Source organism: Noviluteimonas lactosilytica (genome assembly GCF_020866925.1).
Classification (GTDB): domain Bacteria; phylum Pseudomonadota; class Gammaproteobacteria; order Xanthomonadales; family Xanthomonadaceae; genus Noviluteimonas; species Noviluteimonas lactosilytica.
The window spans coordinates 135273-158966 of sequence record NZ_JAJGAK010000004.1; the positions used below are offsets into that span (position 1 = coordinate 135273).

Sequence of the window (23694 nt, forward strand, 5' to 3'; positions counted from 1 at the left end):
GCCCCATGGCACGCACCGAAGTGAAGGTTCCCGACATCGGCGGTTACGACGATGTCCCCGTCATCGAATTGCTCGTCGCGGTCGGCGAGGTGGTGAAGCAGGACCAGGGCCTGGTTACGCTCGAATCGGACAAGGCGACGATGGAGGTGCCGTCGCCGGTGGCCGGCAAGATCGTCGAGTTGAAGGTGAAGGTCGGCGACAAGTTGTCGGAAGGCAGCGTCGTTGCGATCGTGGAAGCCGAAGGCGCGGCGGAAGCGCCGGCGAAGGCGGAAGCGCCGAAGGCGGAAGCACCGAAGGAAGCCCCCAGGGCCGCGCCTGCTGCAACGCCCACGCCCGCAGCGGCGCCCGCACCTGCGGCCGCAACACACGAACACGCAACGCCTGTCACGCCATCGCTCGCAACCCCGTCGACCGGCCCCGCACCCGCCGCAGCGACCGGCCGCAAGGCCGACATCGAATGCGCGATCGTCGTGATCGGTTCGGGCCCCGGCGGTTACAACGCCGCGTTCCGCGCGGCGGACCTCGGCATGGACACGGTGATCGTCGAACGCTATTCGACGCTCGGCGGCGTGTGCCTCAACGTCGGCTGCATTCCGTCGAAGGCGCTGCTGCACGCGGCCGCGGTCGTCGACGAAGCCGCGCACGCGAAAACCTTCGGCATCACGTTCGGTGAGCCGAAAATCGAGCTCGATGCGCTGCGCGCGTACAAGGACAAGGTCGTCGGCCAGCTCACCAAGGGCCTGGCGACGATGGCGAAGCAGCGCAAGGCCCGCTTCGTGCAGGGCACGGCGAAGTTCGTGTCGCCCAACGAACTGGAGATCGCGGGCGAGGGCGGCACGCAGTTGCTGCGCTTCGATTACTGCGTGATCGCCGCGGGCTCGCAGCCGGTGAAGTTGCCGAGCTTCGACTGGAAGGACAAGCGCATCATGGATTCGACCGATGCGCTCGATCTCGTCGACATCCCGAAGACGCTGCTCGTCGTCGGCGGCGGCATCATCGGCATGGAAATGGCGAATGTGTATCGCGCGCTCGGGAGCGAAGTCACCGTCGTCGAATTGCTCGACCAGCTGATGCCTGGCGCCGACGCCGATCTCGTGCGTCCGCTCGCGACGCGCCTGAAGAAGCAGGGCGTCAACGTGCATCTCAAGACGAAGGTCGTGTCGAGCGAAGCAAAGAAGGGCGGCATCGACGTCGGCTTCGAAGGCGCGAGCATCCCTGAGCGCAAGACCTACGATCGCGTGCTCGTCGCCGTCGGCCGCAGCGCGAACGGCGGCAAGCTCGATGCGCAGAAGGCCGGCGTCAACGTCACCGAGCGCGGCTTCATTCCCGTCGACCGGCAGATGCGCACCAACGTGCCGCACATCTTCGCGATCGGCGACCTGATCGGGAATCCGATGCTCGCGCACAAGGCCGCGCACGAAGGACGCCTGGCCGCGGAAGTCGCCAGCGGCATGAAGCGCGAGTGGGTCGCGCGCGTGATTCCGTCGGTGGCGTACACCGATCCGGAAATCGCGTGGGTCGGCGTCACCGAGAGCGAAGCGAAGGAAAAGGGCTTGCAGGTCGGCGTCGGCAAGTTCCCGTGGGCCGCGAGCGGTCGCGCGATCGGCATCGATCGCACCGAAGGTTTCACCAAGCTCGTGTTCGACGAAGCGACGCACCGCGTGATCGGCGGCGGCATCGTCGGCGTGCACGCGGGCGATCTCATCAGCGAGATCGCGCTCGCGATCGAGATGGGCGCGGAGGCCGAAGACATCGGCGCGACGATCCATCCGCATCCGACGCTGAGCGAGTCGGTGGGCTTCGCCGCCGAAGTGTTCGAAGGCACGGCGACCGACATCTACGCGCCGAAGAAGAAGTAGGCGCGCACAAAAGGCGAAGCCCCGACGCGCCAAACGCCGGGGCTTCTGTGAGCCTGCCGCGAGGACCGACGAGGAAGTAGCGACAGCCTCGGGGGTTGTTGACCGGGGTTCCCCGAAAAGGTTCCAAACTTTTCGCGCCCTCCTCGTTCACACCGCTAAATGCCTGATTTCCGGTGCTTCCGGCGGTTGCCCGGCCGCGGGACGCGTTCTATACTTTCGGGGCTTCGCGGAGCCCTTTTGGTTTCGCAGCCTCTGCCACTTCCCCCGGATCCTCGCGCGTGCTGAACACCGTCGCCGCGGGCCGGCGGCTGGCGCAGCGCACGGCCGCCCTCCAGGCAGTCGTGACGCTGGCGACAGCGCTGGCTTGCCTGCTGTCCGGCCGCGATGCCGCGCTCGGTGCGCTGGCAGGCGGTGGTGCGATGACGCTCGGTGGCCTCGTGGCCGCATGGAGCGCCTTCGGTGGGGGTGTCGCGGGCGCCGGGATGGCGCTGGGCCGGTTCCTGATCGGCCAGACGGCGAAGTGGGTGGTCGTGATCACCGGGATGTTCCTGGCGATCGGTGTGTTTCACCTGCCGGCCGTGGCGGTATTGGCCGGTGTGTTGCTAGCAGGCGTCGCGTTGTTGATCGCGACGAAACTTTGGGCATGAGGAAGCGGCGTGAGTCCTGAACAGAGCGGCGAAACCAGCGGCGGTGGCCTGACCGAATACATCGTGCATCACCTGACCCATTGGAAGGTCCAGGTGCTCGGTCACGATTTCCACCTCGACTCATGGCTGGTCGCGTTGACCGTCGGCCTGCTCGGTTGCTTCCTGCTGTGGAGCCAGGCGCGCAAGGCGACGTCGGGCGTGCCGTCGAAGCCGCAGGCGTTCGTCGAAATGGTCGTCGAGTTCGTCGACAGCCAGGTCAAGGACACCTTCCACGGCGACCGTCGCTTCATCGCGCCGCTCGCGCTCACGATCTTCGTCTGGGTGTTCTTCATGAACGCCATGGACCTGCTGCCGCTCGATCTTCCGAGCGCGACCGTGCAGGCCGTCGCCGGTGCCGAAACCGCGCACCACACCTACCTGCGCTGGGTGCCGACCGCCGACCTCAACACGACGTTCGCGATGTCGATCAGCGTGTTCTTCCTGATCATCTTCTATTCGATCAAGGCGAAGGGCGGCTGGGGCTTCACGAAGGAACTGTTCACTGCGCCGTTCCATGCGCACAACCCGATCGCCAAGGCCTTCCTCGCGATCCCGAACCTCTTCCTCAATCTCGTCGAGTACCTGTCGAAGCCCGTGAGCCTCGGCATGCGACTGTTCGGCAACATGTACGCCGGCGAGCTGGTCTTCATGCTGATCTCGGGCCTGTTCGCCTCGTGGTGGACCTTCGGCTTCGGCATCGCGTTCACCTGGGCGTGGGCGGTGTTCCACATCCTGATCATCCTGCTGCAGGCCTTCATCTTCATGGTGCTGACCGTCGTGTACCTCGCGATGGCGCACGAGCATCACTAAGTTTTTTCGCGGTACGTACCAACTGTTTTCGTTTCACCTTTCCAACTAACTAGCTAAGTCATCCGGAGATCCACCATGGAATTCATCGCCAACGTCCAGGGCCTCACCGCCGTCGCCATCGGCATCATCGTCGGCCTGGGTGCGCTCGGCGCCGCCCTCGGCATCGGCATCATGGGTTCGAAGTTCCTCGAATCCGCCGCCCGCCAGCCGGAACTCGTCCCGATGCTCCAGGGCCGCATGTTCCTGCTCGCCGGCCTGATCGACGCGGCGTTCCTGATCGGCGTCGGCGTGGCGATGATGTTCGCGTTCGCCAACCCGCTGCTGGCCGCCCTCCAGGCCGCCTAAGCAGCGCTTTCGCGCGAGCCATGACGGCTCGCGCGTTGTTGGTACCGGCGTCGCGGCATCCGGCCGCGGCGCTTCAGATTCGCAGGGCATGACATGAATCCGAATATCACCTTGCTTGGCCAGATGTTTTCGTTTGCGCTTCTGGTCTGGTTCACCGTGAAGTTCATCTGGCCGCCGCTGATCAAGGCGATCGAGGAACGTCAGCAGAAGATCGCTGAAGGCCTCGCCGCTGCCGATCGCAGCCAGAAGGACCTCGCGCAGGCACAGGACAAGGTCAACGACGCGCTCAAGGATGCGCGCTCGAAGGCCAACGAGATCATCGAGCAGGCCCACGCCCGCGCGAACCAGATCATCGACCAGGCCAAGAACGACGCCATCGCCGAAGCCAACCGCCAGAAGGCGCTGGCCGAAGCGGAAATCACCGCTGCCGCCAACCGTGCGAAGGAAGACCTGCGCAAGCAGGTGTCCATGCTCGCCGTCACCGGCGCGGAAAAGCTGCTGAAGCGCGAGATCGACGCCAACGCCCACAAGGCGCTGATCGACGACCTGGCCGCGCAGCTCTGAGGACGCATCGATGAGCCAGGCCCTGACCCTTGCCCGCCCCTACGCCCGCGCCGCGTTTTCGATCGCGCGCGACGGCGGTGCGCTCGCCGGTTGGTCGAACGCGCTCGGCTTCGCCGCGCGCGTCGCGGCCGATCCGCAGGTCGCCGCGCTGCTCGGCAACCCGGCGCTGACGACGAACGACGCGGTGACGCTGCTGTCGCCGCCGGAATCGTCGATCGACGCCGAATCGTTCGCGCGTTTCGTCGGCCTGCTCGCCGACAACCGCCGCCTGCCGCTGCTGCCGGAAATCGCCGGCATGTTCGACGAGCTGCGCTTCGAAGCCGAACGCGTCGTCAAGGCACGCGTCACCTCCGCGACGCAGCTTCCGGCCGCCGAGCTCGACACCATCAAGGCCGCGCTGAAGAAGCGCTTCGGCCGCGAAGTGGAAGTCGAGACCGCGATCGACGAAGCGCTGATCGGCGGTGCGGTGATCGACGCCGGCGACGTGGTCATCGACGGTTCGCTGCGCGGCAAGCTCGGTCGCCTCCAGGCCGCGCTGTCCAACTAATCACTTTGTAATCGCCGGCGGCAACGTCGGCACATCGGGAAAACACAAATGGCTACCTCGCAGCTCAACCCGTCCGAAATCAGCGAACTGATCAAGACCCGCATCGAGAAGGTCAAGCTCGCTGCCGAAGCGCGCAACGAAGGCACCGTGACCTCGGTGTCCGACGGCATCGTGCGCATCCACGGCCTCGCCGACGTGATGCAGGGCGAAATGATCGAGCTGCCGAACGCGACGTTCGCGCTGGCGCTGAACCTCGAGCGCGACTCGGTCGGCGCCGTGGTCCTCGGCGACTACGAGCACCTTCGCGAAGGCGACACCGCCAAGACCACCGGCCGCATCCTCGAAGTGCCGACCGGTCCGGAAATGCTCGGCCGCGTCGTCAACGCGCTGGGCGAGCCGATCGACGGCAAGGGCCCGATCGACAACAAGACCTCGGCTCCGGTCGAAACGATCGCGCCGGGCGTGATCTGGCGTAAGTCCGTTTCGCAGCCGGTGCAGACCGGTTACAAGTCGATCGACTCGATGATCCCGATCGGCCGCGGCCAGCGCGAGCTGATCATCGGCGACCGCCAGACCGGCAAGACCGCGGTGGCGATCGACGCGATCATCAACCAGAAGCACTCCGGCGTTAAGTGCATCTACGTCGCGATCGGCCAGAAGAACTCGACCATCGCGAACATCGTGCGCAAGCTCGAAGAGTTCGGCGCGATGGCCTACACGACCGTCGTCGCCGCCTCGGCGTCCGAATCGGCCGCGATGCAGTACATCGCCGCCTACTCGGGCTGCACGATGGGCGAATACTTCCGCGACCGCGGCGAAGACGCGCTGATCGTGTACGACGACCTGTCGAAGCAGGCCGTGGCCTACCGCCAGATCTCGCTGCTGCTGCGCCGTCCGCCGGGCCGCGAAGCGTATCCGGGCGACGTGTTCTATCTCCACTCCCGCCTGCTCGAGCGCGCCGCGCGCGTCTCCGAGGAGTACGTGGAGAAGTTCACGAACGGCGCCGTCAAGGGCAAGACCGGCTCGCTCACCGCGCTGCCGATCATCGAAACCCAGGCGGGCGACGTCTCGGCGTTCGTGCCGACCAACGTGATCTCGATCACCGACGGCCAGATCTTCCTCGAGACCGACCTGTTCAACGCCGGCATCCGCCCGGCCGTGAACGCCGGTATCTCGGTGTCGCGCGTCGGCGGTGCGGCCCAGACCAAGATCATGAAAAAGCTGTCGGGCGGCATCCGCATCGCGCTCGCGCAATACCGTGAGCTGGCTGCGTTCGCGCAGTTCGCCTCGGACCTCGACGACGCGACGCGCAAGCAGCTCGAGCGCGGCCAGCGCGTGACCGAACTGATGAAGCAGAAGCAGTACGCGCCGATGTCGGTCGCCGAGCAGGCGCTTTCGATCTACGCCGTCGACAAGGGCTACATGGACGACGTGGCGATCGCCAAGATCGGCGCGTTCGAAACCGCCCTGCAGGCGCACTTCGTCAACACGAAGGGCGACGTGATGAAGAACATCGACGCGACGGGCGACTGGAACGATTCGATCGAAGGCGCGTTCAAGGCCGGCATCGAAGAGTTCAAGAGCACGGGCACCTGGTAATCGGAGAAGCACGATGGCAGGCGGTCGCGAAATCAAAACCAAGATCAAGAGTGTGCAGAACACCCGCAAGGTGACGCGCGCGCTCGAGATGGTCTCGGCTTCCAAGATCCGCAAGGCGCAGGACCGCATGAAGGCCTCGCGCCCGTATGCGCGCGCGATGAAGCAGGTGATCGGACACCTGGCCCAGGCCAACTCCGAGTACCGCCATCCGTACCTGGTGCAGCGCGCGGACGTGAAGCGCGTCGGCTACATCATCGTCTCGTCGGACCGCGGCCTCGCCGGCGGCCTGAACAACAACCTGTTCCGCAAGCTGCTCGGCGAGTTCCGCGAGTGGCAGAAGCAGGGCGTCGAGATCGACGTGGTCACGATCGGCCAGAAGGCGTCGGTGTTCTTCCGCCGCATCAAGGTCGGCATGCTCGCTTCGGTCACGCACCTGGGCGACATGCCGCACGTCGAGCAGCTGGTGGGCGTCATCAAGGTGATGCTCGACCACTACACGAACGGTTCGGTCGACAAGGTGTTCCTGGCGTACAACGACTTCGTCAACACGATGACGCAGAAGGCGACGTTCGACCAGCTGCTGCCGTTGCCGGCGGCGGAAACGCAGGTCGCCAAGCACGACTGGGATTACCTGTACGAACCCGACGCGCAGGCGGTGCTGGAGCATGTGCTGACGCGTTACATCGAGTCGCTCGTGTACCAGGCGGTGCTCGAGAACGTGGCCTCCGAACATGCCGCGCGCATGGTCGCGATGAAGGCCGCTTCCGACAACGCCACCAAGCTGATCGGCACGCTGAACCTGGTCTACAACAAGGCCCGCCAGGCGGCGATCACGCAAGAAATCTCCGAAATCGTGGGCGGCGCCGCGGCGGTTTAAGCCACGCGCGCATCCAAGAAGACATCAAGAGTTACTACTGAGGCTATGGCAATGAACCAGGGCAAGATCGTTCAGATCATCGGCGCGGTCGTCGACGTCGAATTCCCGCGCGAGAACGTGCCGAAGGTGTACGACGCGCTGAAGGTGCAGAACACTGCAATCACGCTGGAAGTCCAGCAGCAGCTCGGCGACGGTATCGTGCGCACGATCGCCCTCGGTTCCACCGATGGCCTGAAGCGCAACCTCATTGCCGACAACACCGGCCGCGCGATCTCCGTGCCGGTCGGCAAGGGCACGCTGGGTCGCATCATGGACGTGCTCGGCACGCCGATCGACGAAGCGGGCCCGGTGAAGGCCGACACGACGTGGGAAATCCACCGTTCGGCGCCGAGCTACGAAGACCAGGCATCGACCTCCGAACTGCTGGAAACCGGCATCAAGGTCATCGACCTGATGTGCCCGTTCGCGAAGGGCGGCAAGGTCGGCCTGTTCGGCGGCGCCGGCGTCGGCAAGACCGTCAACATGATGGAACTGATCAACAACATCGCGACCGAGCACTCGGGCCTGTCGGTGTTCGCCGGCGTGGGTGAGCGCACCCGCGAAGGCAACGACTTCTATCACGAGATGCAGGAATCGGGCGTCGTCAACGTCGAAGAGCCCGAGAAGTCGAAGGTGGCGATGGTGTACGGCCAGATGAACGAGCCGCCGGGCAACCGCCTGCGCGTCGCGCTCACGGGCCTGACGATGGCCGAGTACTTCCGCGACGAAGGCCGCGACGTGCTGCTGTTCGTCGACAACATCTACCGCTACACGCTGGCCGGTACGGAAGTGTCGGCGCTGCTCGGCCGCATGCCGTCGGCGGTGGGCTACCAGCCCACGCTCGCCGAGGAAATGGGCGTGCTGCAGGAACGCATCACCTCGACCAAGACCGGTTCGATCACCTCGATCCAGGCCGTGTACGTGCCCGCGGACGACCTGACCGACCCGTCGCCGGCAACGACGTTCGCGCACCTCGACGCCACCGTCGTGCTCTCGCGCAACATCGCCTCGCTCGGCATCTACCCGGCCGTCGACCCGCTCGACTCGACCTCGCGCCAGCTCGACCCGAACGTCATCGGCAACGAGCACTACGACACCGCGCGTCGCGTGCAGTCCACGCTCCAGAAGTACAAGGAGCTGAAGGACATCATCGCGATCCTCGGCATGGACGAACTGTCGGAAGAAGACAAGCAGGCCGTGTCGCGCGCCCGCAAGATCGAACGCTTCTTCTCGCAGCCGTTCACGGTCGCCGAAGTGTTCACCGGCTCGAAGGGCAAGTACGTGCCGCTGAAGGACACCATCCGCGGCTTCAAGATGATCGTCGACGGTGAACTCGACCACCTGCCGGAGCAGGCGTTCTACATGGTCGGCGGCATCGAGGAAGCGGTCGAGAAGGCCAAGAAGATCGCGGCCTAAGGAGTTCCTGGCATGGCATCCACCATCCGCTGCGACATCGTCAGCGCCGAAGCCGAGATCTTCCACGGCGAGGCGGAACTGGTCGTCGCCACCGGCGAACTGGGCGAGCTCGGCATCGCGCCGAAGCACGCCCCGCTGATCACGCGCCTGAAGCCGGGCAAGGTCGTCGTGACCTTGCCGGGTGGCGAGAAGCTCGACTTCGCGATCTCCGGCGGCATCCTCGAAGTGCAGCCGCAGGTCGTGACCGTCCTGGCCGACACCGCGGTGCGCGCGCAGGACATCGACGAAGCCGCCGTCCGCGCCGCCAAGGAAGAAGCCGAGCGCATCATCGCGGGTCGTGGCGAGGCGATGGAAATCGCCGAAGCCCAGGCGCGCCTTGCTGAAGTCACGGCGCAGCTGCAGGCGCTGGAGCGTCTGCGCAAGAACCTCAAGCACTGAGGTTCGCCAACGCGACATGCAAACGCCGGCCACGTGCCGGCGTTTTGCTTTTCGGGTATTTACTTCTTATAGACCCAGTGGCGCGAGAGGAAGAACCCGGTCACGCCGAGGACCCCTTCGACCGCCGGCTTCGCAAGCCAGGCCCACTTCAATCCGAGGTGTTCGTCGATCGCGCCCATCGACCACGTGCTGACCGTCGTCGTGCCGATCCACATGAGGATGAAGCGGGTCAGCTGCGTGCGGCCGACGTGCGTGTGCTCGCCCTTGAACGTGATCTTGCCGTTCATCCAGTACCCGAGCATCGCGCCGGCCACGCGCCCCAGGACGTTGGCCGGTTCGATCGGCATGCCCCAGTTGCTCAGGAGCACCATGACCGCCCAGTCCACGAACCATTGGACGAGGCCGACGATGAGGTAACCGCGTGCGTGCTTCCCGAGCGTCATCCCGGACCCATGAAAGGAGGCCGACGCATCCTAGCAGCGCGCGCCGGTAGAATCCGGCAATTCGTTTTCTCACGCCGGACCCGTCGATGACTGCACCCCTCCACGTCGTGATCCTCGCCGCCGGCGAAGGCAAGCGCATGCGCTCCACCCTCCCGAAGGTGCTGCACCGCATCGCGGGGCGGCCGATGCTGGCGCAGGTGATCGCTTCGGCGCGCGCGTTGTCGCCCGCCGGCGTGCATGTCGTGTACGGCCACGGCGGCGACCAGGTGCGCGCCGCATTCGCCGACCAGCCCGACATCCAGTGGGCCGAGCAGACGAAGCAACTCGGCACCGCGCACGCCGTGCAGCAGGCGATGCCCAACGTGCCGGACGGTGCGCAGGTGCTCGTGCTGTATGGCGACGTTCCGCTGATCACGCCGCAGACGCTGCGCCGCTTGCTCGACGCACCCGGTCGCCTCGCCGTGCTCGCCGCGGAACTCGCCGATCCCACCGGTTACGGCCGCATCCTGCGCGACGCCGAAGGCCGCGTGTCCGCGATCGTCGAACACAAGGACGCGAGCGACGACGAACGCGCCATCCGCCTGGTCAACACGGGCGTCATCGCGGTCGAATCCACGGCGCTCAAGCGCTGGCTCGCGCGCGTTTCCAACGACAACGCGCAGGGCGAGTACTACCTCACCGATGTCTTCCGCGAAGCCGCGGCCGAATTCAGCGCCGCCGAGATCGTGGTCGCCGCCGATCCGCTCGAGACCGAAGGCGCGAACGATCCGTGGCAGCTCGCGCAACTCGAACGCGCGTTCCAGCTGCGCACCGTGCGCGCGCTGTGCGCCGAAGGCGTGCGCTTCGCCGATCCCGCGCGCGTCGACATCCGCGGCGAAGTCACCGTCGGCCGCGACATCGAGATCGACGTCGACGTGATCTTCGAAGGCAATGTGTCGATCGGCGACGGCGTGCGCATCGGTCCGTTCTGTCGCATCAAGAATGCGACGCTCGCCGCCGGCACCGAAGTGCGCGCGCATTGCGACATCGAAAGCGCGCGCACCGAAGGCGCCGTGCAGATCGGCCCGTTCGCGCGCCTGCGCCCCGGCACCGTGCTCGCCGACGGCGTGCACGTGGGCAACTTCGTCGAAACCAAGAACGCGAAGCTCGGCGTCGGCAGCAAGGCCAACCACCTCACGTATCTCGGCGACGCCGTCATCGGCGCGGGCGTGAACGTCGGCGCCGGCACGATCACCTGCAACTACGACGGCGTGAACAAGTCGACGACGACCATCGACGACGGCGCCTTCATCGGCTCCAACAGTTCGCTCGTCGCGCCGGTGACGATCGGCAGGAACGCGACCATCGGCGCAGGTTCGGTGATCACCAAGGACGCGCCCGACGGCAAGCTCACGCTCGCGCGCGGCAAGCAGGCGACGATCGACGGTTGGCAGCGGCCGGTGAAGAAGGCGAAGTAAGCGCAAGAGCGGGAAGCGGGAAACGGGAAACAAGAAGCGGGAAACAAGAAGCGGGAAACGGGAGAGCAAACTTCACTTCGGCAGACAGGTCGTCAAGCCGAAGCGGACTCCAACCTCCCGTTTCCCGCTTTTGTTTCCCGTTTCCCGCCCTTTGCCCTAAGCAGGCAACGTCATCGCCACGCACAACCCGCCGCCCTGGCGATTGAGCAGGGCGATGCGCCCGCCGTGCGCTTCGGCGATCTCGCGTGCGAGCGCGAGGCCGAGGCCGGTGCCGTGGCGCTTGGTCGAATAGAACGGCAGTAATGCGTTCGCGAGCACGGCATCGTTCATGCCGCTGCCGCGATCGAGCACTTCGATGCGCCACGATTCCGGCAGGCGCCGCAGCGACAGCGCGACGTCCTCGGGCTTCGATCCGGATTCGTGCGCGTTCTTGAGCAGGTTGAGCAGGCACTGCGACAACTGCGCCGTGTCGAAGCGCCCGACGCCCGGTTCGGGCGGGCCGTCGTAGGTGAACTCCACCTGCGAATGCAGTTGCGCGACGAAGCGCTTCCAGTCGACCGCTTCCACCCGCGGCGCGGGCAACTTGGCGAAGCGCGCGTAGTCGCGGATGAAGCCTTCGAGATGGCGCGCGCGATCTTCGATCGTCGCCAGCGCATTGGGCAGGCGCTCGTACTGCCCGCGGCGCACGAGCTCGGCGCCGGAATGCGCGAGCGAGGCGATCGGCGCCAGCGAGTTGTTCAACTCGTGGCTGATCACGCGGATCACCTTCTTCCACGTCTGCACTTCCTGGCGGCGCAGCTCCGCGGTGAGCTGGCGCAGCAGGAGCAGCTCGTGCTTGCGGCCGTTGAGCCGGAACGTACGACGCGCGAGGTGGTAGATCTCTTCGTGTTCCTCGTCGCCGACGGTGAACATGCCGTCGCCGCCGCGCACGAGTGCGTCCCGCAACGCCTCGGGCGAGCGATCGAGGATATCGTCGAACGACTGGCCCTCGACCCGCTTGCCATCGCCCAGCAACTTGCGCGCGGCGAGGTTGCCGTGCACGACGCGATGGTGCGGATCGACGAGCAGCATCGCGACCGGCGTGTGCTGCACCATCGTGTCGAGCAGCAGTTCGCGTTGCACGAGGGCGAGGCGTTGTTCGCGCAAGGCATCGCCGAGCGCGTTGTGCGCATCGACCAGGTCACCGAGCTCGTTGCGGTTGTGCCACGACAGGCCGAAGCCGAAGTCGCCGTCGCGATAACTCGCGACCGTGCCCGCGAGCGCGCGGAACAGGGAACGCATCGGCGCGAAGGCGCGACGCACGTGATAGAACAACAGCGGCAGCAACACGATCGGCGCGATGAGGATCGCCCACCACGGTCGTTCGAGCACCATGGTCAGCGCTACCGCGAGTGCCGACGACGCCAGCGTGTAGGCCGCCGCGAGGACGGTGAACGTCACGCTCAGCGAGATGCGGTTGCGCATCGTCAGTCGCGCTTGATGCCGAGGCGGTCGAGCCGCCGGTACAGGGCCTGTCGCGACATCCCGAGTTCGCTCGCGGCCTGCGCAAGCACGCCGCCGGCGCGTTCGAGCGCGGCTTCGATCGCGGCGCGGTCGGGTTCGTCGGCGCTTGCCGGCGGCACGCTTGCCACGGGCGCGGCATGCAATCCGAGATCCGTCGGCGTCATTTCCTCTTCGCGCGACAGCAGCCCCGCGCGCTGCAGCGTGTTGCGCAACTCGCGCACGTTGCCCGGCCATGCATGCGCACGCAACGCGCGTTCCGCCGCCGCGCCGAGGCGCTTGCCGTGCGGCAGGAAGTGGCGTGCGAGCGGGAGGATGTCGTCGGGTCGCTGCGCGAGCGGCAACAACTTCAGTTCGATCGCGTTGAGGCGGTAGTAGAGGTCTTCGCGGAACTGGCCGGCCGCGATCAGCGACGCGAGGTCCGCGTTGGTCGCGCTCACCACGCGCACTTTCACTTCGCGCTCGCGGTTGCTGCCCAGGCGCTGGAAGCGCCCGGTTTCCAGCACGCGCAACAACTTCACCTGCCCGGCGAGCGGCAGCGTGCCGATCTCGTCGAGGAACAGCGTGCCACCGTCGGCGGCTTCGAACTTGCCTTCGCGCGCCTTGTTCGCACCGGTATAGGCGCCGGCTTCCGCGCCGAACAGTTCCGCTTCGATCAGCTCGCCCGGCAGCGCGCCGCAGTTGACCGCGACGAACGGACCGTTCCGCACGCTCGAATTCGCGTGGATGATCTCGGCGTACTTTTCCTTGCCGGTGCCGTTCGGTCCGGTGATCAGCACGGGCAGGTCCGAACGCGCGACCTGGCACGCGAGCGCGAGCGTCGCTTCGCTCGCTGCATCGGCGAACACGAGGCCACGCAGGTCGTGTTCGCGCAACAAGGCATCGCGACGACGTCGTTCGCCACTGCGATGGCGTTGCAATTCGTCGCGCGTGGCCGCGAGTTCGAGCAGGTTGTTGACCGTCGCGAGCAACTTGCGGTCGTCCCACGGCTTGGCGAGGTAATCGGCCGCGCCGGCCTTCACCAGGTCGACCGCCGATTCCAGGTGCGTCCACGCGGTGAGCAGGATGACGGGCAGGTCGGGGTGGCGTTCGCGGATCGCGCGGAACAACGCGACGCCTTCCTCGCCCGACGTCGTGTCGGCATGGAAGTTCATGTCCTGCACCACGAGATCGACCGCCTCGCGCGCGAGCAGCGCGAGCCCGTCGTCGGGCGTGGTCACCGAGCACGTGTCGATGTCGTGCAGCGAGAACAGCGTTTCCAGCGCCGTGGCGACGGCGGGGTTGTCGTCGATGACCAGGATCGTGGGCATGCGGCTTTATACACGAGGGGTGCGCGCGGCCGCAGCCGCGCGGGGGTCAGGGGTCGAGGAGCGCGAGCACGTCGGCTTCGGGCACCGCATGGTCCGTCAGCGCGCGCGGATCCTGGCCGGGCGCCATGCGCAGCGGCTTGTATCGCACCCAGTCGACGCGCGCCTTCAGGTCCGGCTTGCCGTTCTTCATGACGGTCGTGTTGAAGCGGTGCGGATCGCGTTGCAGCTCGCCCGCGCTATCCCAGTCGGTATACGCGACGAGGCCGACCTGCACGGTGGGCGGCAGGTCCATGCGGAAGAAGCGTTCGTGGACGCGCCACTTGCCGTCTTCGCGCACGAGCAGGATGAACGATGGCCCGAGGCGCGCGATGCCCACTTCGACCCAGCCCGTCGGTGCAGGCCGCAGCTTGAGGTTGGAACGCGAATTCACCGTGGTCTTGCTTTCGTACACGGGGACGTCGATGCGGTCGGCGACACCGGTCGTGATGAACAACCAGTTCTCCGCGCGCGGTTCCCACGTGGCGGGCGTGACGGTGCGCGGTTCGCGCACCATCAGGCCGGCGAGCGACCAGGTGGACGTCGGCGTTTCGCCCTCGAGGCCGTTCGCCGCGATGCGCGCGGTGACGAGGAAGTCGCCGCTGACTTCGCGATGCAGGAACGGCGCGTGGTATTCGGCGTACCAGCCGCTCGTCCACGGCTCGATCTCGAGCACGCCGTCGACGACTTTCGCGCTGCGCAGGTGGTCCGGCCAGCCGTGGGCCGCTTCGAAACTGGTCCACGTCGCCAGCGTGTCGGCGTTGTCGAACTCGTCGCCGATCGACACCGCGGGCACCTGCAACGACACGCGCTTGGGCGTGTCGTCGGCGACCGCGAGGGCCGGGGCCAGCGCGCACAGCGCGCTGGCGAGGAAGGCATGTCGCAGGCGCGCCGTCATACGCTGCGCGTCGCGACGGCCGGCGGCACCGCGGCGGCGCGCCGCGCGGGACCGAACACCGACACTTGGCCGAGGATCCAGAGCACGAGCGCACCGGCCGGCAGGTACATCAGCGGCAGGCGCGGCAGCTCGTAGCGGCCCATCAGCAACTGGTTGATGCCGAAGGCCATCACCATGCCGACGAAGATGCCGAGCGTGGCGAGCAGGAAGTTCTCGGTCTGGAAGTAGCGCAGGATCTGGCCCTTCGTCGCGCCGAGCGCACGCCGCACGCCGATCTGGCGCGTGCGCTGCTGCACCCAGAAGCTCGCCAGGCCGACGATGCCGAGCGCGGTGACGATGAGCAGCGCGATGCACACGCCGACCAGCATCCACGCCATCGAACGATCGCCGCGGAAGAAGTCGCTGCGCATCTGCTCCATCGTCTGCTTTTCGATGATCAGGCGGTTGGCCGCATTGGCGGTGAGCTGCTTCTCGGCCGCGTCGAGGATCGCCTGGCGCTGCGACGGGTCGTCGACGCGCAGCATGTAGTTGCCGCCGACGACGTAAGGCGTGCGCACCGGCAGGATCATCGAGTACTCGTACTGCGCGAACCCGTTGAACGTGTTCGGGCGCACCAGGTGCTCCACGACGCCGACGACGACATGCGGCTCCTCGCCCCAGCTGTAGATGTGCTTGCCGACGGCGTTCTCGCCCGGCCACAGCTTTTCGGCGACGTCCTTCGACAGGATCACCGCGATCGGCTGCACCTTGCTGTTCGGCTCGCTGATCGCCTTCCACTCGACGATCTCGTCGGGATTGAAGTTGCGCCCGGCGATGAGCTTCAGGCCCATCGTATCGAGGAACTGCACGTCGCCCATGTAGATCGTGGCGTTGAGGTTCTGGTGCGTCTGGTCCTTCTCGAGGTTGACGCTGCTGTTCCAGGAGCTGTTGTTGAACGGCACCTGGTTGGTGGTCGTCGCGTTCTTGACGCCGGGCAGCGCACGCAGCGACGCGAGGTCGGTCTGCGTCAGCGAGCCGGCGTTGTCGTCGGTGCCGATGCCGCCGACCTGCACGCGCACGATGTGCGTCTCGTCGAAGCCGCTCACGCGGCTGATGTTGTCCAGGCGCTGGCTGATCAGGAACAGCGCGTTGCAGATGATGGCGCAGCTCAGCGCGATCTCGAGCACGATCAGCGACGCGGCGGTCTTGTGGCGGCGCAGCGTGGACAGGATGGGTCGGAGTTCCATGGGTTCTCTCCTTACTGCGACTTGAGCTGCACGGCCGGCGTGACCTGGCAGGCATGCCAGGCAGGCACGAGGCCGGCGAGCACGCTGGCGAAGATCGCGAGCGCGAAGGTGGCGATCAGCATCATCGGATCCAGGTGCGCGAGGTCGGCATACGACACCGGCTGCTGGCGCACGGCCCACAGGCCCAGCATCGCGAGGCCGAGACCCAGCGCGCCGCCGGCGAGTCCGACCGTGCCGGCCTCGACCAGGCACTGCGCGAAGATCGCGCGACGCGATGCACCGAGCGCACGACGCACGCCGATCTCGCTGCTGCGGCGCAGGAACTTCGCGAGCAGCAGGCCGACGGTGTTGAGCAGGCACACGGCGAGGAAGCCGAACGCCAGCCACACCTGCAGGCGCACGTCCGACGGCACCACGCGCTTGTAGTCCAGCCAGTCCATGACACTACGCAGGCGCACGTTGGTCGGACGCTTGAAGCGGCCCGCCGCGCGCTGCTGGTCGGAGTAATTGGTGAGGTACCTCTGGAACGCGGCAGCCTTCTCCGGCGTGTCGAGCTGCACCCAGTACTGCATCCAGGTGCACGGCGCGTTGACGCCGGTTTCGCCGTCCGGATCGTCCTCTTCCTTGCCGTCGTCCCAGCAGTTCATCGAACCGTTGCGGCCCATGTCGAGGTCGCGCGACGTCGAGAACGGCAGGTAGATCTGTTCGACTTCACCGAAGCGATCGGAGTTGAGGTCGTAGAACTTCGGCGTCGGGCGCCAGTCGTCCATCACGCCGAGCACGCGGAAGTCGTTGCCGTCCAGGCGCAGCGTCTTGCCGACCGCGTTGGTGGTGCCGTACAGCTTGTCGGCGAGCTTCTTCGAGATCACGGCGACGCGATCGTGGCGATCGTCTTCCGCCTTGGTCCAGCCGTTGCCGGCGACGAAGGGCACTTCGAACATGGCGAAGAAATCCGCCGACGTGTAACGCGCGTCCTGGCCGAATGGCGCAAGACCCGCCTTGTCGGGTTGCACGGCGACGCCGCCGCCGGTCATCAGCGCCTGGCGATCGCCGCGCGCTTCGCGGAGCAATTGTTCGGCGTCGTAACGCGAGAGCTGGTCGTCGGGCTCTTCACCCGGCGTGTAGCCGTCCATGCCCTGCGGATCCATCTGCGGCGTGAACAGTCGCGCGCTCTTGGTCGGGATCGGATCGCCCGAGAGCACGTAGAACACCGTCAGCGTGGTCATGCTGGCGCCGATGCCGAGCGCGATCGCGATCACCATCAACGCAGTGAGCACGCGGTTGCGCCGGAAGCTGCGCAATGCGAGATCGAAGTAGTAGGCGAACATGTGGGCGCCCTCGTTATCGCGTTTCGGCGAGCGTTGCGGCGGCGACGCGGGTCAGGCTCGGCTCGACGCTGAGGTCGGTCGCCATGCCGTCGACGATGTGCACGTTGCGCTGCGCGCGCGCGGCGAGTTCCGGATCGTGGGTCACCATCACGATGGTCGTGCCGTTGCCGTTGATCTCCTCGAGCAGCTCCAGCACGCCGCGCGCCATCTGCGAGTCGAGGTTGCCGGTCGGTTCGTCGGCGAGCAGCAGGCGGGGCGTGCCCGCGAGCGCGCGCGCGATCGCCGCGCGCTGCTGCTGGCCGCCGGAGAGTTCGGCCGGGTAGTGCTTCATGCGCGAACCCAGGCCCACGCGCGACAGCGCGTCTTCGATGCGCGCCTTGCGATCGGCCGCGCTCATGCCGCGATAGCGCAGCGGCACGTCGACGTTGTCGAACAGGTTGAGGTCGGGGATCAGGTTGAAGCTCTGGAAGATGAAGCCGATCTTCTGGTTGCGCAGCTTGCTGCGCGCGTCGTCCGACAGGCCCTGCACGTCCTGGCCATCGAGCACGTACGTGCCGCCGGTGAAGGTTTCCAGCAGGCCGGCGATGTTGAGGAACGTCGTCTTGCCCGAGCCCGACGGGCCGGTGACGGCGACGAACTCGCCTTCGCGCACGTGCAGGTCGAGCGACCGCAGCGCGTGGGTTTCGACGAGTTCGGTGCGGTAGACCTTGGTGACCTGGCGCATGTCGAGCATGACGGTGTTCCTTCTTTCGGGGTCGTGTGGGGTGTTCGGGCAGGGATGCCGTGGAATCTGAAAAGGTTGCAATCAGTTGATCGAGATCTGCTCGGCGTCGCCGAACTGGTCGGCGCCGGAGACGACGATGCGGTCGCCTTCCTGCACGCCTTCGATGATTTCGACCGCGTTGATGCTGCTGGTGCCGACGCGCACGGGACGCTTGATGGCGGTGTCGCCGTCCATCACCCATGCGCTGCGACCGCCGCCCTGGTCGACGAACGGACCGCGTTCGACCTGCAGCACGTTCTTGCGCGTGTCCATCACGATGCGCGCGGACAGGCGCTGGTTCTGGCGCAGGTTCGGGGGTTGCTTGCCCGAGAAGCGCAGGCGGCTGGTGACTTCGCCGTTGACCACTTCCGGCGACACCGCGGCCACTTGCGCGGCGAACGGTTCGCCGCCCGCGGTGCGGATCTGCGCCGGCATGCCGATGCCGAGGTCGCGCGCGAAGCTTTCGGGGATGCGGATCTCGACTTCGAATTCGGTGAGGTCGACCACGCTCAGCACGGGTGCGTTCTGGGCGACGTTCTCGCGCTGCTTGATCTGCACCTGGCCGACCTGGCCGTCGAACGGCGCACGCAGCGTGAGCGCTTCGACCTGGCGCGCGATTTCGGCGACGACCGCGCGCTGGCGATCGGCGAGCAGCTTCTTGTTGCGGGTGTCGAGGCCCGCGCCCTGGCCCTGCAGCGCGACGCCGCGCTTCGCATTCGCAAGGCCGATGTCGGCGCTCTTGAGCGTGTCCTGCGCCTTCGCCACGTCGACCTGCGCGACCGCGCCGCCTTCGAAGGCGCGCTGGTAACGCTCGAGGTCGCGCACCGCGGCCTGGCGATCGATGTTCGCCTGGTCGAGCGACTTCTTCGCCGTGGCGGTCGCGAGTTGCGCATCGAGCGCGGCGCGGCCGGCTTCGGCCTCGAGGCTGGCGAGCGTCGCTTCTTCCTGCGCGAGCTTGCTGCGCAGTTCGGGGCTGTCGATCTCGGCGAGCGCCTGTCCCTTCTTCACCGCGTCGCCCGCGACCACTTTCAGCGTGACCGTGCCGCCCGCGATCGCGTACAGCACCGGGCTGTTCGCGGCGATGACCTTGCCGTCGGCCGCGATGTCGCGCACGAGATCGCCGCGCGTGACTTCGGCGATGCGCACGCGCTCGCCGTCGACCGAACGATTGCCCGAGCTCCAACCCGAGGCCACCCATCCGGCGAGCAGCAGCAGGCCGAGGCCCGCGCCACCGGCCAGCAGCCAGGAGCGCTTGATCTTCGGCAAGCGGCGCGTGGTGGCGCCCGTCGACGCGGGCGCGGGGGAGGAGAGCGGACGATCCTGTCCGGAGGTGTCGCGGATGGCCATGGGGCGCAAGGGCTCACAATGAGGTCTGCGAACAATTCAGCAGGAACCGTGCCAGCGCCAAGCCATTGATTTGAAAGGACGGACACGCCGCTGTCCGGGTGTCCACGCGGACACCACGCCGTCCGCCGGACAGTGTCCGCGGCTCATCCGTGGCGGTCATCGTGTCCGCATTGGGGTTCGGCCGCTTCGCGTGAATTAAACTGCGCGTCTTCTTGCAGGAGTCAGTCCACATATGTGCGGCATCGTCGGCGCGATCGCGGATCGCGATGTGGTCCCCGTCCTCATCGAGGGCCTGAAGCGGCTCGAATACCGCGGTTACGACTCGGCCGGCATCGCCGTCGTCGATGCGAACGCCGGCGACGTGCGCCGCGTGCGCCGCACCGGCCGCGTCGCCGAAATGGAAGCGGCCGCGCAGGCGGAACACTTCGCCTCGCGCCTGGGCATCGGCCACACGCGCTGGGCCACGCACGGCGGCGTCACCGAAGGCAACGCGCATCCGCACGTCAGCCACGGCGAACTCGCGCTGGTGCACAACGGCATCATCGAGAACCACGACGAGCAGCGCGATCGCCTGCGCAAGCTCGGCTACGCGTTCGAATCGCAGACCGACACCGAGGTCATCGCGCACCTGATCCATTACTACCGCGCGCAGGGCAACTCGCTGCTGGCGGCGCTGCAGCACGCGGTGAAGGAACTGCGCGGCGCGTACGCGATCGCGGTCATCGACAAGCGCGATCCCGACCGCATGGTCGCCGCGCGCATGGGCTGCCCGCTGCTGGTCGGCCTGGGCGAAGGCGAAAACTTCGTCGCCTCCGACGTGTCGGCCATCGTGTCGTCCACGCGTCGCGTGATCTTCCTCGAAGAAGGCGACACCGCCGAACTCACGCGCGACGGCGTCAAGGTGTTCGATGCGAACGGCGCGGAAATCCAGCGCGACGTGCACGTCTCCGACGTCTCGCTCGCGTCGCTGGAGCTCGGCCCGTACCGCCACTTCATGCAGAAGGAAATCCACGAGCAGCCGCGCGCCGTCGCCGACACCATCGAAGCGGTGATGGACAACCGCGGCTTCTCGGCGTCGCTGTTCGGCGCCGACGCGGACGCGGTGATGCGCGACGTCGAAGCCGTGCAGATCCTCGCGTGCGGCACGAGCTACTACGCCGGCCTCGTCGCGCGTTACTGGATCGAATCGATCGTCGGCATCCCGTGCGCCGTCGACATCGCGAGCGAATACCGCTACCGCGACGTCGTCGCCAACCCGAAGCAGCTGGTCGTCACCATCTCGCAGTCGGGCGAAACGCTCGACACGATGGAAGCGCTCAAGTACGCGAAGTCGCTCGGCCACGAGCGCACGCTGTCGATCTGCAACGTGCCCGAAAGCGCGATCCCGCGCGCCAGCCGCCTCGTGTACTACACGCGCGCCGGTGCGGAGATCGGCGTCGCCTCGACGAAGGCGTTCACCACGCAGCTCGTCGCGCTGTTCACGCTGACCTGCACGCTCGCCAAGTTGCGCGGCAAGCTCGATGGCGACATCGAGCAGTCGCACCTGGAAGGCCTGCGCCAGTTGCCGGGCAGCGTGCAGCACGCGTTGAACCTCGAGCCGCAGATCGTCGCGTGGGCGGAGAAGTTCGCGAGCAAGCAGCATGCGCTGTTCCTCGGCCGCGGCATGCACTATCCGATCGCGCTCGAAGGTGCGCTCAAGCTCAAGGAAATCTCGTACATCCACGCCGAGGCGTATCCGGCGGGCGAGCTCAAGCACGGTCCGCTCGCGCTGGTCGACAGCGACATGCCCGTCGTCGTCATCGCGCCGAACGACATGCTGCTGGAGAAGGTGAAGTCCAATATCCAGGAAGTGCGCGCGCGCGGTGGCGAGATGTTCGTGTTCGCCGACGCCGACAGCCATTTCGGCGAATCCGAGCAGGTGCACGTGATCCGCACGCCGCGCCACGTCGGCGTGCTGTCGCCGATCGTGCACGCGATCCCGGTGCAGTTGCTCGCCTACCACGCTGCGCTCGCGCGCGGCACGGACGTGGACAAGCCGCGCAACCTGGCGAAGTCGGTCACCGTCGAGTAACCGCGACATGGCCGCGCCGGTCGAAGCCCTGCGCATCCTGCTGCTCGAGGATGACGCAGCGCTGCGCGAGGACATCTTGCTGCCGGGCCTGGCCGAATACGGATTCGCTGTCGCCGGCGTGGCGACCGCGGCCGCGTTGTACGAAAGCCTGCGAACGCAGTCGCCCGACATCGTCGTGCTCGATGTCGGATTGCCGGATGCGGATGGGTTCAGCGTCGCGCAGGCAGTGCGCGCGCTGCTACCGAACATCGGCATCATCATGCTCACCGGACACGGTGCGACGTCGGAACAAGTGCGCGGCCTGAGCCAGGGCGCCGACGCTTACCTCGTGAAGCCAGCGCAGATCGAACTGCTCGCAGCGACCGTGCACAGCCTCGCGCGGCGCCTGCGCGGCGTGGCGGTCGCGCCGGCGACGCAGGCGCAGAAGTGGCAGTTCGACGCGGGCGACTGGTGCCTCATCGCGCCCGCGGGGCACACGATCCCGCTGACGAAGACCGAGCATCGCGTGATGGCGCGATTGGCTTCCACGCTCGGCCAGCTCGTCACGCGCGAACAACTCGTCGCGGTCGTCGCCGACGACGTGCACGACTTCGATCCGCACCGCATCGAATCGCTGATCCATCGCCTCCGCCGCAAGGTGCTCGCCCATTGCGGCGAACCCCTGCCGCTCAAGGCGATCCACGGCAAGGGTTACGTGCTCGAGGACGGCAAGCGCACGTGAAAGGTGCTGCCGAGGCCCGGCGCGCTTTCGACATCGATGGCACCGCCCGAGGCGAGGATCATGTCGTGGATCACCGAAAGCCCTAGGCCTGAGCCGCCGCTCGCGGACTTCGTGCTGAAGAACGGTTCGAAGATGCGCCGGCGCACCGCTTCCTCCATCCCTTGGCCCGTGTCGGCCAGTGCGATGGCGACGCCGCCGTCCGCATGCGGCGCCAGCGTGATCGTGAACACGCCGCCTGCCGGCATCGCATCGCGCGCATTCGCCGCGAGGTTGAGGATCATCAGTTCGAACTCGCCGCGGTCCATCTGCACGAGCACCGGCGACTCCGCATCCGGCAACGCGAGTTCGACCGAACGCGGGAACAGTTGCCGCAGCAGCGGCTGCATCCCGGCGATCGCCTGCGCGGCGTCGAAGGTCTGCACGCGTGCGTAATCGTGGCGACTGAACTCGAGCAGCTTGCGCACGAGATCGGCGCCGCGCGTGCCCGCCGTTTCGATGCCGCTCAACGCCTTCTCCACCGCGGCCGACTGCGCCTGGCGATCCGCGATGTCGAGGATGCGGTCGCGCTGCGCCGCGAAGCCGAGGATCACGTCGAGGATGTTGTTGAAGTCGTGCGCGATGCCGCTGGCGAGGCGCCCGGTCGCTTCCAGCTTCTGCGCGTGGATCAGCTGCGCCTGCGCGCGTTCGCGTTCGGCCATCTCGCGTTGCAGCTCACGACCGCGCGCGTTGGACTCGGCGAGGCTTTCGCGCAACGCGCGGATCGAACGATCGAGGATGATCGTGATGATGCCGTAGCTGATCAGCACCGCCGGCACGTTCACGAGCGGAACGATGACGGGAATGCCGCGCAGCGTCGCCTCGCGCACGTCGGCCGCGAAGCCGATGGCGAACACGCACATCAACAGGCCGAAGGCGATCCACAACGCGCGACGCCCGAGCACGAGGCCGCTGATCACCAGCGTCAGGATCGTCGGCGCCGGATCGATGATCTGCGACAGCACGCCGGTCGTCGCGAACGTGAGCGACAGCGAGATCAGCTGCATCGCGAGGAACAACATGATCGCCGGACGGAACGTGCCGCGCCGGATCATCGCGAAGCTCGCGAGCGCGAGCAGCGCCACCAGCATGTCGATCGCGAAGATCCACATCGCCGACTCGTTGATCTCGCCGCCGCTGCCCAGGCGCCACGCCCAGTTCGCCGGCAACAACAGTCCGTAGAAGAGCAGCAGCAGCTGCATGACGGGCGCGTTGCGCCGGTCGATCGGGTCGTCGATGGGCGCACTGCGCAGCCATTGGCCGAAGCGCTTGAAAGGGTTCATCGGCGTGCGGGCCCGTGGTGAAAACTTGGTGATTATTCAGTGAACCGTGCGTGCGTGACAGGCCCCGCACCCCGCCCTTAGGTTCGCGCAGCTGC

The 23694-nt window shown here is 66.8% G+C and carries 22 protein-coding genes; 13 read left to right on the forward strand and 9 right to left on the reverse strand.

The genetic code is table 11. The features are described from left to right. Positions 1–5: 5 nt before the first annotated feature. From lpdA to LK996_RS14735, 10 genes are all read left to right on the forward strand, one after another. Positions 6–1859: a dihydrolipoyl dehydrogenase gene (lpdA, locus tag LK996_RS14690; RefSeq protein WP_230528118.1), complete on the forward strand. Its 1854-nt coding sequence runs from the start codon at positions 6–8 to the stop codon at positions 1857–1859. 278 nt (positions 1860–2137) lie between these two features. Then, a complete protein-coding gene (locus LK996_RS14695; protein WP_230528119.1) occupies positions 2138–2506 on the forward strand; it encodes an ATP synthase subunit I in 369 nt (122 codons plus the stop codon). Between the two features lie 9 nt (positions 2507–2515). Further along, entirely contained in the window at positions 2516–3355 is an 840-nt protein-coding gene (gene atpB, locus LK996_RS14700) for a F0F1 ATP synthase subunit A (protein ID WP_425493797.1), read from the forward strand. Between the two features lie 75 nt (positions 3356–3430). Next, entirely contained in the window at positions 3431–3700 is a 270-nt protein-coding gene (gene atpE, locus LK996_RS14705; protein WP_230528120.1) for a F0F1 ATP synthase subunit C, read from the forward strand. A 93-nt stretch (positions 3701–3793) separates the two neighbouring features. Continuing rightward, positions 3794–4264 (forward strand): F0F1 ATP synthase subunit B, encoded by a 471-nt coding sequence (locus LK996_RS14710; RefSeq protein ID WP_230528121.1) that lies wholly within the window; start codon positions 3794–3796, stop codon positions 4262–4264. A gap of 10 nt (positions 4265–4274) precedes the next feature. Then, positions 4275–4811: a F0F1 ATP synthase subunit delta gene (locus LK996_RS14715; RefSeq protein ID WP_230528122.1), complete on the forward strand. Its 537-nt coding sequence runs from the start codon at positions 4275–4277 to the stop codon at positions 4809–4811. 48 nt (positions 4812–4859) lie between these two features. Further along, a complete protein-coding gene (gene atpA / locus LK996_RS14720) occupies positions 4860–6410 on the forward strand; it encodes a F0F1 ATP synthase subunit alpha (protein WP_230528123.1) in 1551 nt (516 codons plus the stop codon). Between the two features lie 13 nt (positions 6411–6423). Then, positions 6424–7287, forward strand: coding sequence for a F0F1 ATP synthase subunit gamma (gene atpG / locus LK996_RS14725; RefSeq protein WP_230528124.1), 864 nt, complete (start codon positions 6424–6426; stop codon positions 7285–7287). Between the two features lie 51 nt (positions 7288–7338). Then, positions 7339–8742: a F0F1 ATP synthase subunit beta gene (gene atpD / locus LK996_RS14730; protein WP_230528125.1), complete on the forward strand. Its 1404-nt coding sequence runs from the start codon at positions 7339–7341 to the stop codon at positions 8740–8742. A gap of 12 nt (positions 8743–8754) precedes the next feature. After that, on the forward strand, positions 8755–9180 hold the full coding sequence (locus LK996_RS14735; RefSeq protein WP_230528126.1) for a F0F1 ATP synthase subunit epsilon: 426 nt from the start codon (positions 8755–8757) through the stop codon (positions 9178–9180). Between the two features lie 59 nt (positions 9181–9239). On the opposite strand, the gene LK996_RS14740 is transcribed toward LK996_RS14735, so the two are convergent. Beyond that, complete coding sequence (locus LK996_RS14740) at positions 9240–9623, reverse strand: GtrA family protein (protein WP_230528127.1); 384 nt, start codon at positions 9621–9623, stop codon at positions 9240–9242. Between the two features lie 86 nt (positions 9624–9709). Between LK996_RS14740 and glmU the strand changes: the two genes are divergently transcribed. Then, positions 9710–11080, forward strand: a complete 1371-nt coding sequence (glmU, locus tag LK996_RS14745; RefSeq protein WP_230528128.1) for a bifunctional UDP-N-acetylglucosamine diphosphorylase/glucosamine-1-phosphate N-acetyltransferase GlmU — start codon at positions 9710–9712, stop codon at positions 11078–11080. A gap of 156 nt (positions 11081–11236) precedes the next feature. On the opposite strand, the gene LK996_RS14750 is transcribed toward glmU, so the two are convergent. The 7 genes from LK996_RS14750 to LK996_RS14780 form a co-directional block, all read right to left on the reverse strand. Further along, positions 11237–12544, reverse strand: coding sequence for a sensor histidine kinase (locus LK996_RS14750; protein ID WP_230528129.1), 1308 nt, complete (start codon positions 12542–12544; stop codon positions 11237–11239). A 2-nt stretch (positions 12545–12546) separates the two neighbouring features. Continuing rightward, positions 12547–13890 (reverse strand): sigma-54-dependent transcriptional regulator, encoded by a 1344-nt coding sequence (locus LK996_RS14755; RefSeq protein WP_230528130.1) that lies wholly within the window; start codon positions 13888–13890, stop codon positions 12547–12549. A gap of 46 nt (positions 13891–13936) precedes the next feature. Then, complete coding sequence (locus LK996_RS14760; RefSeq protein ID WP_230528131.1) at positions 13937–14824, reverse strand: DUF1349 domain-containing protein; 888 nt, start codon at positions 14822–14824, stop codon at positions 13937–13939. Beyond that, complete coding sequence (locus LK996_RS14765; RefSeq protein WP_230528132.1) at positions 14821–16050, reverse strand: ABC transporter permease; 1230 nt, start codon at positions 16048–16050, stop codon at positions 14821–14823. Before LK996_RS14765 ends, LK996_RS14760 begins: the two co-directional genes overlap by 4 nt. A gap of 11 nt (positions 16051–16061) precedes the next feature. Beyond that, a complete protein-coding gene (locus LK996_RS14770) occupies positions 16062–17378 on the reverse strand; it encodes an ABC transporter permease (RefSeq protein WP_230528133.1) in 1317 nt (438 codons plus the stop codon). A 13-nt stretch (positions 17379–17391) separates the two neighbouring features. Next, positions 17392–18111 carry an ABC transporter ATP-binding protein gene (locus tag LK996_RS14775; RefSeq protein WP_230528134.1) on the reverse strand — a complete coding sequence of 240 codons (720 nt, stop codon included), beginning with the start codon at positions 18109–18111 and terminating at the stop codon, positions 17392–17394. A 72-nt stretch (positions 18112–18183) separates the two neighbouring features. Beyond that, entirely contained in the window at positions 18184–19488 is a 1305-nt protein-coding gene (locus tag LK996_RS14780; protein WP_230528135.1) for an efflux RND transporter periplasmic adaptor subunit, read from the reverse strand. A gap of 232 nt (positions 19489–19720) precedes the next feature. Here LK996_RS14780 and glmS point away from each other — a divergent pair, with 232 nt between their 5' ends. Then, positions 19721–21559 carry a glutamine--fructose-6-phosphate transaminase (isomerizing) gene (gene glmS / locus LK996_RS14785; RefSeq protein ID WP_230528136.1) on the forward strand — a complete coding sequence of 613 codons (1839 nt, stop codon included), beginning with the start codon at positions 19721–19723 and terminating at the stop codon, positions 21557–21559. 7 nt (positions 21560–21566) lie between these two features. Then, a complete protein-coding gene (locus LK996_RS14790; RefSeq protein ID WP_230528137.1) occupies positions 21567–22280 on the forward strand; it encodes a response regulator transcription factor in 714 nt (237 codons plus the stop codon). On the opposite strand, the gene LK996_RS14795 is transcribed toward LK996_RS14790, so the two are convergent. Then, on the reverse strand, positions 22250–23599 hold the full coding sequence (locus LK996_RS14795; protein ID WP_230528138.1) for a sensor histidine kinase: 1350 nt from the start codon (positions 23597–23599) through the stop codon (positions 22250–22252). The two genes, LK996_RS14790 and LK996_RS14795, sit on opposite strands and share 31 nt — an antisense overlap. Positions 23600–23694: the final 95 nt, after the last annotated feature.

Excerpts from the sequence above, each read along its gene's own strand:
- atpD (WP_230528125.1), top strand. The coding sequence starts at position 7,339 with ATGAACCAGGGCAAGATCGTTCAGATCATCGGCGCGGTCGTCGACGTC.
- LK996_RS14735 (WP_230528126.1), top strand. The coding sequence starts at position 8,755 with ATGGCATCCACCATCCGCTGCGACATCGTCAGCGCCGAAGCCGAGATC.
- glmS (WP_230528136.1), top strand. The coding sequence starts at position 19,721 with ATGTGCGGCATCGTCGGCGCGATCGCGGATCGCGATGTGGTCCCCGTC.
- glmU (WP_230528128.1), top strand. The coding sequence starts at position 9,710 with ATGACTGCACCCCTCCACGTCGTGATCCTCGCCGCCGGCGAAGGCAAG.
- LK996_RS14740 (WP_230528127.1), bottom strand. The coding sequence starts at position 9,623 with ATGACGCTCGGGAAGCACGCACGCGGTTACCTCATCGTCGGCCTCGTC.
- LK996_RS14710 (WP_230528121.1), top strand. The coding sequence starts at position 3,794 with ATGAATCCGAATATCACCTTGCTTGGCCAGATGTTTTCGTTTGCGCTT.
- LK996_RS14750 (WP_230528129.1), bottom strand. The coding sequence starts at position 12,544 with ATGCGCAACCGCATCTCGCTGAGCGTGACGTTCACCGTCCTCGCGGCG.
- LK996_RS14795 (WP_230528138.1), bottom strand. The coding sequence starts at position 23,599 with ATGAACCCTTTCAAGCGCTTCGGCCAATGGCTGCGCAGTGCGCCCATC.
- LK996_RS14790 (WP_230528137.1), top strand. The coding sequence starts at position 21,567 with ATGGCCGCGCCGGTCGAAGCCCTGCGCATCCTGCTGCTCGAGGATGAC.
- atpA (WP_230528123.1), top strand. The coding sequence starts at position 4,860 with ATGGCTACCTCGCAGCTCAACCCGTCCGAAATCAGCGAACTGATCAAG.
- LK996_RS14775 (WP_230528134.1), bottom strand. The coding sequence starts at position 18,111 with ATGCTCGACATGCGCCAGGTCACCAAGGTCTACCGCACCGAACTCGTC.
- LK996_RS14760 (WP_230528131.1), bottom strand. The coding sequence starts at position 14,824 with ATGACGGCGCGCCTGCGACATGCCTTCCTCGCCAGCGCGCTGTGCGCG.
- LK996_RS14765 (WP_230528132.1), bottom strand. The coding sequence starts at position 16,050 with ATGGAACTCCGACCCATCCTGTCCACGCTGCGCCGCCACAAGACCGCC.
- LK996_RS14715 (WP_230528122.1), top strand. The coding sequence starts at position 4,275 with ATGAGCCAGGCCCTGACCCTTGCCCGCCCCTACGCCCGCGCCGCGTTT.
- LK996_RS14780 (WP_230528135.1), bottom strand. The coding sequence starts at position 19,488 with ATGGCCATCCGCGACACCTCCGGACAGGATCGTCCGCTCTCCTCCCCC.
- LK996_RS14755 (WP_230528130.1), bottom strand. The coding sequence starts at position 13,890 with ATGCCCACGATCCTGGTCATCGACGACAACCCCGCCGTCGCCACGGCG.
- LK996_RS14770 (WP_230528133.1), bottom strand. The coding sequence starts at position 17,378 with ATGTTCGCCTACTACTTCGATCTCGCATTGCGCAGCTTCCGGCGCAAC.
- atpE (WP_230528120.1), top strand. The coding sequence starts at position 3,431 with ATGGAATTCATCGCCAACGTCCAGGGCCTCACCGCCGTCGCCATCGGC.
- atpG (WP_230528124.1), top strand. The coding sequence starts at position 6,424 with ATGGCAGGCGGTCGCGAAATCAAAACCAAGATCAAGAGTGTGCAGAAC.
- lpdA (WP_230528118.1), top strand. The coding sequence starts at position 6 with ATGGCACGCACCGAAGTGAAGGTTCCCGACATCGGCGGTTACGACGAT.